Source organism: Coriobacteriia bacterium (assembly GCA_030652115.1).
GTDB lineage: Bacteria > Actinomycetota > Coriobacteriia > Anaerosomatales > Anaerosomataceae > UBA6100.
Window position 1 is genome coordinate 33907 of record JAUSBK010000001.1, and the last position, 16523, is coordinate 50429.

Annotated in this window: 14 protein-coding genes; 5 read left to right on the forward strand and 9 right to left on the reverse strand. The window is 67.5% G+C overall.

The genetic code is table 11. From position 1 onward, the window contains the following. Positions 1-148: 148 nt before the first annotated feature. Positions 149-1609: a catalase gene (locus Q7W51_00225; GenBank protein MDO8846801.1), complete on the reverse strand. Its 1461-nt coding sequence runs from the start codon at positions 1607-1609 to the stop codon at positions 149-151. Between the two features lie 67 nt (positions 1610-1676). Next, complete coding sequence (locus tag Q7W51_00230; GenBank protein MDO8846802.1) at positions 1677-2132, reverse strand: transcriptional repressor; 456 nt, start codon at positions 2130-2132, stop codon at positions 1677-1679. A gap of 183 nt (positions 2133-2315) precedes the next feature. On the opposite strand from Q7W51_00230, the gene Q7W51_00235 reads away from it, so the two are divergent. Further along, positions 2316-3878, forward strand: a complete 1563-nt coding sequence (locus Q7W51_00235; protein ID MDO8846803.1) for a fused MFS/spermidine synthase — start codon at positions 2316-2318, stop codon at positions 3876-3878. A gap of 26 nt (positions 3879-3904) precedes the next feature. Here the strand turns inward: Q7W51_00235 and Q7W51_00240 are convergent, their stop codons facing one another. The 7 genes from Q7W51_00240 to Q7W51_00270 all read right to left on the reverse strand — a co-directional run bounded on the left by Q7W51_00240 (position 3905) and on the right by Q7W51_00270 (position 11954). Next, positions 3905-4819: a hypothetical protein gene (locus Q7W51_00240; GenBank protein ID MDO8846804.1), complete on the reverse strand. Its 915-nt coding sequence runs from the start codon at positions 4817-4819 to the stop codon at positions 3905-3907. Positions 4820-4846: 27 nt separating this feature from the next. After that, the gene (locus Q7W51_00245; GenBank protein ID MDO8846805.1) at positions 4847-5884 is read right to left on the reverse strand and encodes a sulfite exporter TauE/SafE family protein; all 1038 of its coding nucleotides are present in this window, start codon (positions 5882-5884) and stop codon (positions 4847-4849) included. Next, a complete protein-coding gene (locus Q7W51_00250; GenBank protein ID MDO8846806.1) occupies positions 5881-8595 on the reverse strand; it encodes a heavy metal translocating P-type ATPase in 2715 nt (904 codons plus the stop codon). Before Q7W51_00250 ends, Q7W51_00245 begins: the two co-directional genes overlap by 4 nt. Positions 8596-8605: 10 nt before the next feature. Further along, on the reverse strand, positions 8606-9313 hold the full coding sequence (locus Q7W51_00255; protein ID MDO8846807.1) for an ABC transporter ATP-binding protein: 708 nt from the start codon (positions 9311-9313) through the stop codon (positions 8606-8608). 4 nt (positions 9314-9317) lie between these two features. Then, positions 9318-10511 carry an FtsX-like permease family protein gene (locus tag Q7W51_00260; protein ID MDO8846808.1) on the reverse strand — a complete coding sequence of 398 codons (1194 nt, stop codon included), beginning with the start codon at positions 10509-10511 and terminating at the stop codon, positions 9318-9320. A 64-nt stretch (positions 10512-10575) separates the two neighbouring features. Beyond that, complete coding sequence (locus tag Q7W51_00265) at positions 10576-11007, reverse strand: DUF4418 family protein (protein MDO8846809.1); 432 nt, start codon at positions 11005-11007, stop codon at positions 10576-10578. Positions 11008-11132: 125 nt separating this feature from the next. Continuing rightward, the gene (locus tag Q7W51_00270; GenBank protein ID MDO8846810.1) at positions 11133-11954 is read right to left on the reverse strand and encodes a class I SAM-dependent methyltransferase; all 822 of its coding nucleotides are present in this window, start codon (positions 11952-11954) and stop codon (positions 11133-11135) included. A 118-nt stretch (positions 11955-12072) separates the two neighbouring features. Between Q7W51_00270 and Q7W51_00275 the strand changes: the two genes are divergently transcribed. From Q7W51_00275 to Q7W51_00290, 4 genes are all read left to right on the forward strand, one after another. Beyond that, on the forward strand, positions 12073-12294 hold the full coding sequence (locus Q7W51_00275) for a hypothetical protein (GenBank protein ID MDO8846811.1): 222 nt from the start codon (positions 12073-12075) through the stop codon (positions 12292-12294). A gap of 102 nt (positions 12295-12396) precedes the next feature. Beyond that, positions 12397-13155 carry a heliorhodopsin HeR gene (heR, locus tag Q7W51_00280; GenBank protein ID MDO8846812.1) on the forward strand — a complete coding sequence of 253 codons (759 nt, stop codon included), beginning with the start codon at positions 12397-12399 and terminating at the stop codon, positions 13153-13155. A gap of 149 nt (positions 13156-13304) precedes the next feature. Further along, positions 13305-14288: a tRNA dihydrouridine synthase DusB gene (gene dusB / locus Q7W51_00285; GenBank protein MDO8846813.1), complete on the forward strand. Its 984-nt coding sequence runs from the start codon at positions 13305-13307 to the stop codon at positions 14286-14288. A 199-nt stretch (positions 14289-14487) separates the two neighbouring features. Next, positions 14488-16476 carry a heavy metal translocating P-type ATPase gene (locus tag Q7W51_00290; GenBank protein MDO8846814.1) on the forward strand — a complete coding sequence of 663 codons (1989 nt, stop codon included), beginning with the start codon at positions 14488-14490 and terminating at the stop codon, positions 16474-16476. The last annotated feature ends 47 nt before the right edge of the window (positions 16477-16523 follow it).

The following is a 16523-nucleotide window of genomic DNA, read 5'->3' on the forward strand; positions in this document are numbered from 1 at the left end:
AGTACTCCAAGCTGGCCATTCGCCGGACTCTGTGACAGATGGGTATCTGGACGCGACGAACGGTCGCCTACGGGACCGCTGGCATGCACGCCGGGGGCCCCGCGGCGATCGACGCGGGGCCCCCGGCGACACAGCCGTGTGGCGCTCCCTACCTGGGGATCTCGCTCATCGCAATGCCAAGCGCCGCGGCAACGCCCTCGCCGTACGCTGAATCCGCTTTGGCGCAGTTCGCGATGTGCCGGATCTTGATCTCCTTCGGCGCATCACCCATCGCGCGGCCGGTGTTCTCGAAGAGCACCCTCTGCTGCTCAGGCGTCATGAGACGGAAGAGCTTGCCGGGCTGCGTGTAGTAATCGTCATCATCCTCGCGGAAGTCCCAGATCTCCGCGGCACCGTCGATGGCAAGCGGCGGGTTCTTGTACTCGGGCTGCGCCTGCCACTCGCCGTAGCTGTTCGGCTCGTAGCCGATGGTGGCGCCGTAGTTGTCGTCCACGCGCATCTGCCCGTCGCGGCTGTAGCCGTGGACGGGGCAGCGGGCCGCATTCACCGGGATGAGGTAGTGGTTCACGCCGAGTCGGTACCGCTGCGCGTCGCCATAGCTGAACAGGCGGCCCTGGAGCATCTTGTCCGGCGAGAAGCTGATGCCGGGGACTACGTTGCCGGGGTTGAACGCGGCCTGCTCCACGTCAACGAAGTAGTTCTCCGGGTTCCGGTTGAGCTCCATCACGCCCACCTCGATGAGCGGGTAGTCGCCCTTGTACCAGACCTTGGTGAGGTCGAAGGGGTTGTACTGCATCTTCGCGGCGTCGGCCTCCGGCATGACCTGTATCTTGAGCGTCCACTTCGGGTAGTCGCCCCGATCGATCGCCTCGAGCAAGTCGCGCTGGTGGCTCTCGCGGTCCTTGGCCACGATCGCCTCGGCCTCGGCGTCAGTGAGGGTCTCGATGCCCTGCTGGCACACCCAGTGGAACTTCACCCAGAAGCGCTCGTTCGCCGCGTTGATCATCGAGAACGCGTGGCTTCCGAAGCCGTGCATGTGACGGTAGCTCTTCGGGATGCCGCGCTCGCTCATCGTGATCGTGATCTGGTGCAGCGCTTCGGGCAGCGACGTCCAGAAGTCCCAGTTGTTCTTCGCGCTGCGCATGTTCGTGCGTGGGTCGCGCTTCACGGCGCGGTTGAGGTCGGGGAAGTTGTGCGGGTCGCGCAGGAAGAACACCGGCGTGTTGTTGCCCACCAGGTCCCAGTTGCCCTCCTCGGTGTAGAACTTCACCGCGAATCCGCGGATGTCGCGCTCGGCATCGGCGGCGCCCCGCTCGCCAGCAACGGTGGAGAAGCGGACGAACAGATCGGTCGTCTTGCCGACCTCGGAGAATACCTTCGCTCGCGTGTACTTCGTGATGTCGTTCGTCACGGTGAACGTACCGAACGCGCCCGAGCCCTTCGCGTGCATACGCCGCTCCGGGATGACTTCACGATCGAAGTTGGCAAGCTTCTCCAGGTACCAGACGTCCTGCAGCAGCATCGGTCCGCGCGGACCGGCCGTCATCGCGTTCTGGTTGTCCGGAACCGGTGCTCCGAAGTTGGTGGTGAGCTTCTTCTTGTCACTCATCGCGCGCCCCTTTCATAGTGTCGCCCGCACGCCCTCACGGGCGCGGAACTCGAACCCTTGCCACGCGTCAGGCGCTTGTCTGCGCCTCGCAGCGCCTGCAGATGCCTCTCAGATGGACATCGACCGTCTCGACCGTGCCGAACGTCGAGGTGGCACCTGCAGCTCGGACCGCGTCGAGCGCGGGATCGACGACGTCGCGGACGAGCCCGCATCGCGTGCATACGAAGTGATGGTGCTCGGCCAGGTTGGCGTCGTACCGCGCCGGGCCGGCGGTTGCAGTGACGCGTGCAACGACACCGATGTCGACGAGTGTCCCCAGAGTGCGGTAGACCGTGTCGAGCGAAACGGTCGGCACGCGGCCCCTTACCGCGTTGAAGATGGCCTCGACATCGGGGTGCTCATCGGTCGCCGCCAACTCACGCACGATCTCGAGCCGCTGGTGGGTGAGCCGAAAGCCCTGACGCCTGAGTGCGCCGGTCAGGAGTTCGACTCTGCGGGAGATCTCGTCAGGTGCAACTGACATGCGAATGACTCCTAGTTAGGAAGAGTTCCTATATACTACAGCGGACCTAGCACCGTGACAACCCAGCCATCGGAGCCGGACGCACACAGACCGCCTGCCGATGCCGGTTTCTGGCACACTGGGACAGGAAATCTGGACTGAAGAGCGGCAGCACCGACCTCGTATGCCGCCTGGAGGAGACCGATGCTGCGCTTCATCGTATTCGCGTGCGGAGCCGCCCTGATGGGGCTCGAGATGGTCGCGGCCCGGGTGCTCGCGCCCTACCTCGGCAACTCCATCTACGTGTGGGGCTCGGTGATCTCCGTCGTGATGATCGCGCTCTCGATCGGCTACGCGCTCGGGGGGCAGCTGGCCGACCGGTTCGGCGCGGCCCGTTCGTTGCCGCCGGTGATCGCCGGGGCCGGACTCTTCACCGCGGTGGCACCGCTCGTCGCGATCGCCGTGCTTCCGGGAGCCGCCGAACTTGGCCCGCGGGCGGGCTCGCTCGTGGCTGCGCTCGCCATCTACTTCGTCCCATCGCTCCTTCTCGCGATGGTCTCCCCGCTGGGCGTACGCCTCGCCGCCCGTCAGGGCATGGGGCACCTCGGCCGCTCCACCGGCAACCTCTACGCGGTCTCGACCGCGGGCAGCATCGTCGGCACGATCGTGACGTCCTTCTGGCTCATCCCCGTGCTGTCGCTCGAGCCGCTCGTGGTCTGGACGGGCCTAGCGCTGATTGCGGTGGCCCTCCTCGCGCTCGGCCTGAAGCCCGAGGAAGGGCTGGCCGAGGGCGACCCCGGTCCCGGCGGACGCTTCGCACGAGCGGTCCTCCCGACCACCCTCGCACTCGCGGTCATGGGCGCGGTCCTCGGCGGCGTCGTGCTCTGGCGCGTCGCGCCGGTGCCGGACACCAACGCCGAGGGCGAGGCCATCCTCTTCCGCGCCGACACGCAGTACCACCGCGTCACGGTGACCGAGGGCGACGGCGCCCGGCACCTGCGCTTCGACCAGAGCCACCAGAGCGCGATCTCGATCGCGGACCCGTACGAGAGCCGCATCCGGTATCCCGACTACATGCACCTCGCCATGGCGATCAAGCCGGACGCCAAGCGGGTGCTGGTCCTCGGCCTCGGCGGCGGCGCCATCACCAAGCGCTTCTGGCGCGACTATCCCGGCGTGACGGTCGACTCGGTGGAGATCGACCCGGTCGTGGTGGACGTCGCCCGCAAGTACTTCTGGCTCCCTGAAGACGAGCGCAGCCAAGTCTACGTCGAGGACGCCCGCCGCTACGTGCAGTCCACCGGCGAGACCTACGACATCGTCATCGTGGACGCGTACTATTCCCACGCGCTGCCCGTACACCTCACCACCGAGGAGTTCCTCACCGAGGTGAAGGGCGTGATGGCGCCCGACGGCGTGCTCGCCTACAACGTCATCTCCCCCACCGAGGGCGACAACAGCGACCTGTTCCGCAGCATGTACCGAACCGCCGAGAGCGTCTGGGGCCGCATCTGGGTCTTCCCGATCGGCATCGGCAGCGACGGCACCCCGGAGACGCGGCGGAACATCATCGTGCTCGCCACGGACACGCCCATGAGCGAGGACGAGCTGCGCGACGCGATAGCCTCACGCGTGGATGGCACGGTCACGATCGACGGGTTTGCCGAGATGGCCGACGACCTCTACACCGAACCGGTGCCGGTCGCCGACGTCCCGCTCCTGACCGATTCGCACGCGCCGACAGACTCGCTCATCCAGGTGCAGTAGGCGACCGAGGCGGCGATGCGATTTCGCTACTCCGCGGCGGTGACCCCGATCTGCACGAAGTAGCTGTAGACGATGTACGGCGCGTCCGCGCCGCGCGACGGACCGACCGGGTCGACCTCGAGGATGCCCGGCATCCCGAGATCGGCCAGCAGCAGGGCCGTGACCTCCTGCGGTTCGACGGTCTCCGAGAGCTCGATCCGCACGTTGGCCGCGCGCCCGCCCGGCACGAACACCGAGCCGATCACCTCACCCGGCTCATCCGGCGTAGCGCCCCGGATCGCCACGACCCAGGAGTCCGCTGGTGCAAGCACGCGCTGAACGTCGATCGCGGTGCCGGAGTCGACGAGGAAGGCCGCACCAAGATCGGCCTCGGTGAGCCTGTAGACGAGGTCGACCATCGTGATATTCACGTGCTCGGTCACGACCACGCCGTCCGCCACGAGCGGCTTGTCGACAGGACCCGTCATCGCGGGACCACCGCCAGAGCCGCCCATGCCGCCCGAACCCATCGCCCCCCCGCCGAGCGACACCGTGTCGTCGGGATCGCCGGTGGTGTACTCGAAGGTACCGATCACGCCCTTGTCGGCAACGAGCGACACGAAGGCGCCCGCAGAGTAGTCGCGCGTGCGATCCACTGCTACAGAGACGCTGCGGTTCTCTCCTGCCTTCACCGGTGCGGCGCCGATGAGCGCGCCAGGCGTCCCGTCGCCACGATCGGCCCGCAGGATGACCCACCCGTCCACCGGGGTCAGCACCCGATCGATCGCAACGGCACCGTAGATCTGCTGGTCCTCCACCCGGATGACCACGTCCTCGGCCCCGACCATCACCCCGTCGGCGGGGAGTTCCCCCGATCCGTATGCGATGGCCGCCATCACGGCCACCTCCGCGATGAAGATCGCGGCCACGCCGATTCGTTTGACCGTACTCGAGACTTGCATGTGTTTGCTCTCTTCGTAGGGGTGGACCTAAGGAGCCCTCACGACGATCTCACCGGACATCATGCCCATGCCGCACGTCATCGGGTATGTGCCCGGCTCGCTTGCAGGCAGAACCACCTCGGTGGTGGCGTTGGGGGCAAGCGCCACGTCAACGTCCATGCCCGGGATCACCAGGCGATCGGAGCACCCCACCGCCTCACGGCGGTCCACGATGAGCCGGACCTGTCGGTCCGCAGGCACCACCACGGTGGACGGAAAGTACTGCACGCTCTGGATCACGAGCGGCACCTCGGCAACGCCGTCGGAGGCGGTCGTGAACTCGAGCGCGGGCTCATCCGAGGTGCCGTTGAAGATGCCGAGCACCGCCCGGGAGTTGACCGGGAAGCCGGTGAGCAGCGCAGCCCGGTTCAGGAACACAAGCCCCGAGATGATCACCACGACCGCGAGCACGATGTGGAGCCGCTGCTTCCACGTCTTGGGGATCATGCTCGACGCGGTCCCAAAGGCGAGCATGAGCGGCGCGGTCCCGAGGCCGAAGGCGAGCATCGTCAGACCGCCCGTGAGCGCACTCCCACTCGAGGCGGCCACAAGCTGAGCCGCCTGCAGCGGGGCGCAGGGCATGAGGCCCGTGAGAAGACCGAACGCAGCGGGCACGGCGAGCGTGCTCTCTCCCTGCTCGGCATCGGCTGTTGCCTTGCGCCGCAGGCGGAGAAGCGCGTTCACGAGCGCCTTTGGCGGGCGTGGCGTGAGACGCAGCGCCCAGGGGAACCGGCCGGTCATGCCGAGTCCGAGAATGATCATGAACACACCGGCGAGCGCCATCACCCAGGGCCGGATCGCGTCCACGTCAAACGCCGAACCGATGGCGCCGAGCAGGGTACCGACCGCGGCGTAGCTGAAGATCTTCGCGCCCTGGTAGACGAGGTTGGGGGCAAGTTTGCCTCGCCAGCCTGTGTCGTCGCTGCACTGCACCACGTAGGTGACCACCATCGGACCACACATGGAGAGACAGTGCACACTCGTAGCCAGCCCGAGCGCAAACGATGACACGAAGAGCGTGATCATGACTCGGTCCGCACGAGCGAGGGCTTGAACCGCCGGAGCAGAAGCGAGCTCGTCACCACGCTCACGCTCGAGAGCGCCATCGCACCGCCGGCGATCTCGGGCCGCAGCAAGCCGAGCGCCGCCACCGGGATGCCGAGCGCGTTGTAGCCGAGCGCCCAGAAGAAGTTCTGGCGGATCTTGCGCATAGTCGCGCGGGAGAGCTCGATGGCCGTGACCACGTCGCGCAGGTCGTTGCGAATCAGCACGATGCCGCCGGTCTCCATCGCAACGTCCGTGCCCGCACCCATGGCGATGCCCACGTCGGCCTGCGCGAGCGCCGGCGTGTCGTTGATGCCATCGCCCACCATGGCGACCGTGAGTCCGCGCTCCTGAAGCTTCGCGACCTCCTCGGCCTTGTGCTCGGGAAGCACCTCGGCGAGCACGTGGTCGGCGGGAATGCCGACCTGGGCGGCGATGGCCTCGGCGGTGCGACGGTTGTCGCCCGTGATCATGAAGACTTCCACGCCCATCTTCGCGAGCTGTTCGACCGCTCTGGCCGAGTTGTCCTTGAGCGTGTCGGCGACCGCGATCATCCCCGCGAGCTTGGCGCCGCTCACGCCCACGAGCATCACGGTCTTGCCCTCACTCTCGAGCTCGCTGATGCGCTCCTCGAAGGCCGCGATGCCGATGCCTTCACGTGCCATGAGCTTGCGGTTGCCAAAGGCCACGCGGGTTCCCTCAACGCTGCCTTCAACGCCGTGGCCGGGCACCGCAGCGAAGTCCTCCACGGCCGGCAGATGCATGCTCTTCTCCTTGGCGTGCGCCACGATCGCCTCCGCCAGGGGGTGCTCGCTCTTGCGCTCGAGCGCCGCGGCGAGCATGAAGACGCGCTCGGTGTCGTGCCCCTCGGCCAGCTCGATGTCGGTCACCACGGGCTTGCCGTGAGTAAGCGTGCCGGTCTTGTCGAAGACGATAGCCTTGATCTTGTAGGCGGTCTCGAGGGCCTCGCCGCTCTTGATGAGGATGCCGTTCTCGGCACCCTTGCCCGTGCCCACCATGATGGCGGTCGGGGTTGCGAGCCCGAGCGCGCAGGGACACGCGATGACCACCACGGAGGTACCCGCGAGCAGCGCCTTGATGAACGGCGTGAGCTCGGCGTAGAAGGCGGGATCCACGAAGCGCGGCACCACGAGCAGCCACACCAGGAACGTGAGCACCGCGGCGCCGATCACCGCGGGCACGAACACCGCGCTGATGCGATCGGCGAACCGCTGCACCGGGGCCTTGGAGCCCTGCGCGTCCTCCACGAGCTTCACTATCTGTGCGAGTGCCGTGTCTGAGCCCACCTTGGTGGCGCGGAAGTGGAAGCTCCCGAGCTTGTTCAGGGTGGCGCCGATCACCGCATCGCCCACCTGCTTCTCCACGGGGATCGACTCGCCGGTGAGCATAGATTCGTCCACCGCCGAGGCGCCCTCGAGCACCACGCCGTCCACCGGCACCTTGTCGCCAGGGCGGACAACCACGACATCGCCCACCAGGACGTCCTCAACGGGCACGTCGATCTCGGCGCCGTCTCGCACCACGCGCGCGGTCTTGGCCGCAAGGCCCATCAGCGTCTTTATGGCGTCGCTCGTGCGACCCTTCGCCCTCGCCTCGAGAAGCTTGCCGAGGATCACGAACGTGATGAGGAGCGCGCTGGTCTCGTAGAACACCGGCTCCTCGGCAAATGCCGGAATGAACGTGGCCGCGACGCTGTACAGGTACGCTGCGCCCGTGCCGATGGCGATGAGCGTGTCCATGTTGCCGGTGCGCCGCTTGAGCGCATGCCAGAAGCCTCTGTAGAACTGCCACCCCGCGATGAACTGCACGGGAGTGGCGAGAACAAAGCCGAGGTACTTGCCGGTCGCCATGGGATCCCAGGCGCCCCCCACATTGTTGGCGAGCCACATGGCGAGCCTCGTGGGGATGCCGTCCATGAACGGCTGGAACATCATCACGAGCAGCGGGATGGAGAGTGCCACCGAGAGCACGAGCAGACGCACCTCGTGGTCGATATGGGTCTGCTGCGCCTCGCGCTGGGCGTCGCGCGCGCTCTCGCCGCCGCGCTCCTCCTCAACCCGAACGATCGCGTCGTAGCCGGCGTTGCGCACCGCCGCAACAAGATCGTCCACGCTCACCCGCGCAGGGTCGTACTCGATCGCGGCCGTCTCGGCGGCGAGATTCACGGTTGCGGAGACCACGCCGCCCACCCGGATGAGCGTCTTCTCGATCACGGCCTGGCACGACGCACACGTCATGCCGATGATGCCGAGCGTGGCTCTGACCGCCGGACCCGTGAGCACGGGCGCAGCAAGGTCTTCGTCCACGTCGTCGGGCATCACAGGACAGACGCCGGTCGGGCAGGCATCGGCGGTGCCGGTCTCCTGCTCGCCAGTATCCTCGGAGGTTGCCGCGCCGGGCGCCGGCTCCGCGAATTCGGCCGGCATCTCCACCGGCTCGAGCGTCACGGCCCCGCCGCGGGGCGTGAAGCCCGCGGCCACGATCCCCGCCTCGAGCGCGGCGAGGTCCACTGCCGGATCCGCCGCAATCACTATCACGCCGGTGGCCGCGTCTGCCTTCACGTGCTCCACGCCGTCGACACGGGAGAGCTGCATGCCCACGAGCTTCTCGCACGCGCCGCAGTGCATGCCGTCGACCTCGATGCGAAACGCCTGTGATTCGGCGTGTTCCACGGGTACGTCCCTACTCGCTCGCTCGGACAGGACTCGCTGCGTGCTCCTCGGCGACGAGATGTCCCGAGGCCATCTCGATCGCACGAGTTCCGTGCGACAACAGCGCAAGCGCATGCGTGACCATCACGATCGTCACATCCGTGGAGCCGTGAACGCTACTGAACAGCGCCATCATCTCGGCCTCGGTACGCTCGTCCAGGTTGCTCGTGGGCTCATCGGCCATGATGATACGCGGACGGTTGATGAGCGCGCGCGCAAGCACCACGCGCTGCTGCTGTCCGGCGGAGAGCTGTCGCGGAAACGCCGCAGCCTTCTCGGCGATTCCAACGAGGCGAAGCAGCTCGAGTGCCCGCTCGTCGAGGTCGAGCGCGCGCCGCTCGGCGCCGAACACGCTTGGCAGCACCACGTTCTCGAGTGCCGTGAGCGTGGGCATCAGACTCGGGAACTGGAAGACGAAGCCGATCGCGCCGTGCCGAAGCCGGCAGCGCTCCTTGTCCGGGATGCCCCACAGGTCGGTGCCGTCGAGCCGCACCGCCCCGGCCGACGGCCTGGCGAGACCGGCCATGAGGTTCAGCAGTGTCGTCTTGCCTGAGCCCGAGCGGCCGCTGATGACCACGAACTCGCCGTCGGCGATGGCGAGACTCACGTTGTCGACCGCGGTCACGGGCGCTAGAACCTTGTCGTCGTACGTCTTCGTGACGCCCTCAAGGGTGATCATGCGCTCACTCCCTCATCGCGCTCGCCGGGTCTTGCCGGCTTGCGCGGATCGCGGGAACGAGCGAGGCAAGCGTTGCCGTCACCACGGAGGCGGCGAGGCCGGCGAGCAAGAGCATCGCGAGTGCGGGCAGCGACGGGAAGAGGAACGGCACGCCGATGCGCCCCACGATGTAGTCGTGGAAGAGGTAGGCCGCGAGCGCGGAGAACGCCGCTCCAACGAGACCGCCGGCTGCGGCCAGAAGCACCGCCTGGATCACGAGTGAGAGGACCACGTGCTCCCGGGTGGCGCCAAGCGCACGCCACACGCCGATCTCCCGGCGTCGCTCGTGCGATGCCATCGAGAACACGACCGCGATCAGCATGATGGAGAGCGCCACCGTGAGTCCGAGCACGAAGCCCAGGCCGCTGCGCAGCGTGGCGATGTGCAGCCTGAAGTCGTCGAACATCGAAGGTGCCATCACCACCCCCACATCCTGTACGCGAGTCAGGATGGCGCCGGCAACCGCGTTCGGGTCCTCACCTTCGGCCACCCGCACGAGTATCGATGACACGCTGCTGTCCGGGATCTCGAGCGGACGTTCGGCTTCGGTCACCGACAGGCGCGCCATGTCACGCGCCGTCTCGAAGGTGAGAAACAGGCTCTGGTCGAGGTTCCCGCCCGTGGGCTCCAGATTCGCTGCGAGCTTGAGCGGGTAGCCGTAGATCTTCAGGCCGCCCTCATCCTCCGACGCCGAAACGAACGCGCCGCCCACCGCATCGCCGAGAGCGAGATCCTCGCCGAGCTCGCGTTCGAGCCACGGCTGCACCGTGAAGTCGGTGGCCGGGTCGAACGCCACGATGAACATGTCGCTCACCGAGCAACACGACGCGCCCGACAGCGACGCGAGGTACATCTGCGGGCTCGCGGCCTCTACACCCGGGACCTCGCGAATCTCTTCAACCGCCGAAGCAGACATCCAGACCGTGCCCGGCGTGCCCATGAGAAGCGCACTCTCGACCCTGGCCTCGGTCCCCCGCGGCACCACGAGGAGGTCGGCCCCCAACCGCCCCTGGGTGAGCCGAAGGCTGTCGTTCGTCCCCTGCAGCACGAGGGCGGCGGCGAGCACGAGCGCCGCAACCAGCATGGCCGAGAGGAACACAATCCAGCTGCGGAACTCGTTGCGCGCGATGTCTCTGAGCGCGAGTCGCGTGAACGTCACTCGGGGTCCCTCCGGTGCGATCGGACATCGTCTGCGGGCGTGGCTCGCGTCACGCGTGGGAGACTCAGGCTGGAGTCTCCTCTCCGGTATCGCCGCTTCCGGCCAGAGCGATAGCAGCTACGCTGAGCGCCGCAGCGATCGCGCCCAGCAGGATCAGCGACGGCTTCATGACGTTGAGGCATGTCTTGTCCATCGCACACACGCCGATGAGTTCCGTGGGAAGCGCGACGAGCGCGGCGCCGAGCAGCACGCCGATCACGCCGAGTACGCGCCGCGTCTCCTTGCGATGGCTGACGGCGAGCAGGATGCCTACAACGCCCAGGACCACTGCCACCGCCACAGAGGCGCGCGACGTCCAGTAGCACTTCATGTCGATCTGCCGGCCATCCTTGGTCGTGATGAAGAGGCCCTCAGCAGTGCAGTTGTTCGTTACGGGGATGACCACCGCGAGCACAGCTACCACCAGAAGCGCGATGCCGAGCACCTTCATGACCATGGAATACTCCCTTTCGATCGACAGCCATGCGGAAGTCCGCGCTCAAGAGTTGCGTGCGGGGTTCGTTGGTGCGCTCACGGACATGCGTGGTTACTCGATACCCGTCGGCGGTAGGGCCGTAAACGCTACTCCGGCTTGCGCGCGGTGAGCGTGAACATCATCGGGACCTCGGGGTGGCCGTCGGGCATGCCGAAGAGGTCGGGCTCTCGCTCCACCATGCCGAGTGTGTACTTCCACGCCAGCAGCGGGAACTCCCGGAGTTCGTCGATCACGAGACCTGCACGCACGAGCGCGCCGATGATCTCCTCGAAGGTGTGCTGCCAGGAGTGCGAGGTGCCCGCGAACTCACCGCCCGGCGCGGCGTAGCTGCCGTACTCCTGCCACTCGAGGGCGTCTCTCATGAAGTACGGGTAGCGCACGCGCAGCTCGGGGGCCTCGGCCTCATCGTCGAAGATCCAGAGCGTTGGGTGCGCGTCGGCGATCTTGAACACGCCACCCGGTACGAGGCTACGTGCGATCGTGCGCGCCCATGGCTCGAGATCCGGCAGCCAGGAGATCACACCATAGGAAGTGAAGACGAGGTCGAACGCGCCTTCTGAGAGCTCCGCCGGAGGAGCGGTGACATCGCCCTCGATGAACGTAGCCTGGACGCCCATGCGCGACGAGAGATCGCGAGCCGCCACGATGGCTGCGGGCGAGAAATCGAGCCCCGTCGCCTCCGCTCCGAGAAGTGCCAGACGCACGGTGTCCATGCCGAAGTGACACTGCAGGTGAAGCGCGCGCAGGCCGGCCACGTCACCCACCAACTCCGCGATGATGCGATCGAACGGCCGCGACGCCGGGTCGGCGATGAAGCCCTCGACATCGTAGAAGTCAGAAGGTACGTGCAGCGCCGTCCAGCGCTGCCAGAGTTCGCGGTTTGCTGCCATCCGTTCGCGGTCGTCCATGCGAGCCCCTCCCCTGCGCCAGATCGGTCCCTGCAGCGGCGAACCGCCAGGAGAAGACGATACGCTACACTCGACGCGGGTTGCAGAGGGCGCGCGAACGAGAAGAGGCTCTGGTCGCATGACCTGCTACATCAGGCATCTCGGCCGACTGTTCGAGCTGCTCGGTCTCGAGGCCGACACGGTAACCCGCAAGCGGGTTGACGGCGCGATCCGCGAGGCCTTTGGCCTGGGTGCCGAGGCGCACTGCCCGGAGGTCTGGGCTGCGATCAAACCGCTTTCGGCCCAGGTGCTTGCGGGCAGACTCCGCGGACCGCTTGGCATGCCGGACCCGGACGCCTGAAACCACATGAGGACGAGGTAGATGGTGCGTCCGGCGGTGTTACTGGGATACCCATAGGGGTATATGAGCACCAAAGCAACCCGCCCAGGGAGGAGAACGGCAATGGACGAGGAACGCCGCTTCAAGAGATTGAGGCTCTACAACGTCGTGATGGGCTTCATCCATCTGGCGCAGGGAGCGGCCATCGTTGCGCTCTCGCAGCCGTACGCAGTACCCGTGACCGCCTCGTGGATGAACACCCGCCCGGGTCCGGGAGTGTTCAGCATGCCGCAGTTGTACTTTGAGTTCGAGCTCGGCTACGCGGTCGCGCTCTTCTTGTTCTTCTCGGCGCTCGCGCACTTCGTGATCGCCGGACCGGCGTACAAGCGCTACGTCGAGGGCTTGAAGCAGAGCCGCAACTACTACCGGTGGATCGAGTACTCCCTCAGCTCCTCGCTGATGGTGGTGCTCATCTCCGCGCTCGTCGGCATCACCGACATAGCAGCCCTCACGGCGATCTTCGGCGTGAACGCGATGATGATCCTGTTCGGCCTGCTGATGGAGAAGTACGAGCAGCCGGGCAAGCCCGATTGGACCGCGTTCATCTTCGGCAGCATCGCGGGGATCGTGCCCTGGATCGCTATCGCCGACTACCTCTGGGGACCCGGCGCGAGCGACCTTACGCCTACCTTCGTGTACTGGATCTTCGCCTCGATGTTCGTGTTCTTCAACAGCTTCGCGGTGAACATGATCCTGCAGTACAAGCAGGTCGGTAAGTGGAAGGACTACCTGTTCGGCGAGTCCTCCTACGTGCTCCTGAGCCTGGTGTCCAAGTCACTGCTAGCGTGGCTCGTGTTCGCGAACGTGCTGATCCCGCAGTAGGGCATCACTTGGCGAATCTGGCGGGCGGGGCGCAGGCTGCTCCGCCCGCTCTTCGTTCCGTCGGCGTGAGCTCGCGCGGGGTACGATTGGCGGAGGCACGACCGTCCGCCCGGCGACTTTGCCGAAGGAGAGGGCATCCCCTGAACCGCATGCGCGAACTCCTCCCGCCCGGCAGCGTGGTGCTCGGACCGATGGCGGGCGTGACCGAGGCGCCGTTCCGCGGCATCTGCAAGCGGATGGGCGCAGCGCTCACCTACACGGAGATGATCAGCGCGAAAGGGCTGCACTACAACCCTGACGCGCGCGTCTCTCGCGCCATGCTCACATTCGATCCGGCCGAGACGCCGTGTGCAGTGCAGCTCTTCGGCTCGGAGCCGGCGCTCATGGCCGAGCAGGCGGCGCGCATCGTGGCCGAGTACGGCCAGCACGTCGCGTGTATCGACATCAACATGGGCTGCCCGGTCACGAAGATCGTGAGCAACGGCGAGGGCTCCGCACTCATGCGCACGCCGGAGCTGGCGGCCGAGATCGTGGGCAGGCTGGCCGAAGCGGTCCGGGTACCGGTGACCGTGAAGTTCCGCAAGGGCTGGGACGAGGCGAGCGCGAACGCCGTGGACTTCGCGCGCGCCATGGAGGCGGCTGGCGCCTCGGCGCTCTGCGTGCACGGCCGCACGCGCCAGCAGTTCTACCGCGGCACCGCCGACTGGGACGTGATCGCCGAGGTGAAGGCCGCGGTGAGCGTGCCGGTCATCGGCAGCGGGGACGTGTTTTCGGCAGGCGACGCCAAGGCGATGCTCGACCGCACGGGCGCAGACGCCGTGATGGTCGCGCGCGGCGCACAGGGCAATCCGTGGATCTTTCGCGAGGCGCGCGCGCTCATCGACCATGGTGAGGTGCTCGCTCCCCCGTCGGCGTTCGAGCGAGTGGAGATGGCGCGCGAGCATGCGCGGGCGCTCGTGGCCTTCGGCGGCGAGCACGCGGTCGCGCGCATGCGCAAGCATGTGGCGTGGTACATCACGGGCATGCCGGGCGCGAGCCACGTGCGCGAGCGCGTGAACCACATCGGTTCCTCGGCGGAACTCGACGCACTGTTGGTCGAGTACCGCGAGTTTCTGGCCGAACGGGGCGAATAGGCGCGGGTTACTCCCGCGGGGCGAGCACGCGAGCGACGTTCAATGTGCGTACATGCAGGCGCCTGCGGGCAGAAACGCCCTAGGGGCTAGCCGAGGCATGGACGCTCGCGGAGGTCACCCGATGAACGAGCACACCGGACACGGAGAACAGGCGCGCGCGGACCACAGCGGCCACGACACGCACGGTGGTGGCGGGGCGATGCCTGCGGCCCACGACCGCCATGAGGGCCACAGCGCTGCGATGTTCCGCAGCCGTTTCTGGCTCTCGCTCGCGCTCACCGTACCCACGGTCATCTGGTCGGAGGCCGTCCAGCACCTGCTCGGCTATTCGGCGCCCGCCTTCCCCGGCTCGGCGTACGTGCCGGCGGTCTTCGGGACGATCGTCTTTGTCTACGGCGGGCTGCCGTTCCTCAAGGGCGCTCGCAACGAGCTCCGCGACCGGCTGCCGGGGATGATGACGCTCATCTCGCTCGCAATCGGCGTGGCGTTCGGCTTCAGCCTCGCGGTCACGCTCGGCGTGCCGGGCATGGACCTGTGGTGGGAGCTCGCGACGCTCGTGACGATCATGCTCCTCGGCCACTGGATCGAGATGCGCTCGATCGCGCAGGCCCAAGGCGCTCTCGCGGAGCTGGCGAAACTGCTGCCCGACACCGCCGAGCGGATCGGCGCCGACGGCTCGGCCGAGCAGGTGCCAGTCTCGGCGCTCACGGCGGGCGACCTCCTGCTCGTTCGGCCGGGCGCACGTGTGCCGGCCGACGGCGAGGTGGCCGAGGGCGAGAGCACGCTCGACGAGTCGATGATCACGGGAGAATCCCGGCCGGCGAGCAAGGCCGCGGGTGATGCGGTGATCGCCGGCACCGTGAACGGCGCCGGGTCGTTGCGTGTGCGCGTGACGCGCACCGGCGAGGACACCGCGCTCGCCGGCATCATGCGACTCGTGGCGGGCGCACAGGCGTCGCGCTCGCGCGCGCAAGACCTCGCGGATCGCGCGGCCAGGCTCCTTACGTTCGTGGCGATCGGGTCCGCGGTGATCACCGCCGTGGCCTGGTGGCTCGTCGGCGCCGAGTGGACGTACACCGTCGAGCGCGTGGTGACCGTGCTCGTGATCGCATGCCCGCACGCGCTCGGCCTGGCCATCCCGCTCGTGGTCGCGATCTCCACGACCCTCGGCGCGCGCAGCGGGCTGCTCGTCCGCGACCGGCGCGGGCTTGAGGAGGCGCGGCTGATCGACACGGTTGTCTTCGACAAGACCGGCACCCTCACGCTCGCCGAGCACCGCGTGGTTGACGAGGCCTACGCTGAGGGCGTCGACCCGGCAGAAGCGCTCGCGCTGGCAGCCGCCGTGGAGGGCGACTCCGAGCACCCTGTGGCGCGCGCGATCATCGCGCGAGCCGCCGAGAAGAGCGCCCGGCCTCTGCACGCGAGCGGGTTCGAGGCGCTCCCGGGCCAGGGCGTGCGTGCGAGCGTGGAGGGCCGCAAGATCGCCGTCGGCGGTCCGGCGCTGCTCGACGCGCTCGACCTCGAGGTCCCGCCCGCACTCGAGGAGGCACTTGCCCGCTCGGCCGCAGCAGGACGCTCGGCGGTCTATCTGGTGGATGGCGACACGGTGCTGGCTCTGTTCTCCGTCGCCGATGCGGTGCGTCCCGAGTCGCGCGAGGCGATCGACCGCCTGCACGCCATGGGTATCGATACGGCCATGCTCACCGGAGACGCGGAGCCCGTGGCGCAAGCGGTGGCTGCCGAGCTCGGCATCGACCGCGTGCTCGCCGAGGTGCTTCCGGCCGACAAGGCGCACGAGATCGAGAAGCTGCAGGCGGGCGGCATGCGCGTCGCGATGGTGGGCGACGGTGTGAACGATGCGCCGGCGCTTGCGACCGCCGATGTGGGAATCGCGATCGGCGCCGGCACCGAGGTGGCGGTCGAAGCCGGCGACATCGTGCTCGTGCGCTCGGACCCGCGCGATGTGGCCTCCATCGTCTCGCTCAGCCGCGCCACCTACCGGAAGATGGTGCAGAACCTGTGGTGGGCGGCCGGGTACAACATCGTGGCGATACCACTAGCCGCCGGGCTGCTCGCTCGCTGGGGAATCGTGCTCTCCCCCGCCGTCGGCGCGGTGCTCATGTCGGCAAGCACGGTGATCGTGGCCGCCAACGCACAGCTGCTACGGCGGTGGCGCCCCGAAAGCTGACCGACCCCACCATATCACTTGTGTTATTTCATCACACATGCGTTATA

Excerpts from the sequence above, each read along its gene's own strand:
- Q7W51_00225 (MDO8846801.1), bottom strand. The coding sequence starts at position 1,609 with ATGAGTGACAAGAAGAAGCTCACCACCAACTTCGGAGCACCGGTTCCG.
- Q7W51_00230 (MDO8846802.1), bottom strand. The coding sequence starts at position 2,132 with ATGTCAGTTGCACCTGACGAGATCTCCCGCAGAGTCGAACTCCTGACC.
- Q7W51_00235 (MDO8846803.1), top strand. The coding sequence starts at position 2,316 with ATGCTGCGCTTCATCGTATTCGCGTGCGGAGCCGCCCTGATGGGGCTC.
- Q7W51_00240 (MDO8846804.1), bottom strand. The coding sequence starts at position 4,819 with ATGCAAGTCTCGAGTACGGTCAAACGAATCGGCGTGGCCGCGATCTTC.
- Q7W51_00245 (MDO8846805.1), bottom strand. The coding sequence starts at position 5,884 with ATGATCACGCTCTTCGTGTCATCGTTTGCGCTCGGGCTGGCTACGAGT.
- Q7W51_00255 (MDO8846807.1), bottom strand. The coding sequence starts at position 9,313 with ATGATCACCCTTGAGGGCGTCACGAAGACGTACGACGACAAGGTTCTA.
- Q7W51_00265 (MDO8846809.1), bottom strand. The coding sequence starts at position 11,007 with ATGGTCATGAAGGTGCTCGGCATCGCGCTTCTGGTGGTAGCTGTGCTC.
- Q7W51_00270 (MDO8846810.1), bottom strand. The coding sequence starts at position 11,954 with ATGGACGACCGCGAACGGATGGCAGCAAACCGCGAACTCTGGCAGCGC.
- Q7W51_00275 (MDO8846811.1), top strand. The coding sequence starts at position 12,073 with ATGACCTGCTACATCAGGCATCTCGGCCGACTGTTCGAGCTGCTCGGT.
- heR (MDO8846812.1), top strand. The coding sequence starts at position 12,397 with ATGGACGAGGAACGCCGCTTCAAGAGATTGAGGCTCTACAACGTCGTG.
- dusB (MDO8846813.1), top strand. The coding sequence starts at position 13,305 with ATGCGCGAACTCCTCCCGCCCGGCAGCGTGGTGCTCGGACCGATGGCG.
- Q7W51_00290 (MDO8846814.1), top strand. The coding sequence starts at position 14,488 with ATGCCTGCGGCCCACGACCGCCATGAGGGCCACAGCGCTGCGATGTTC.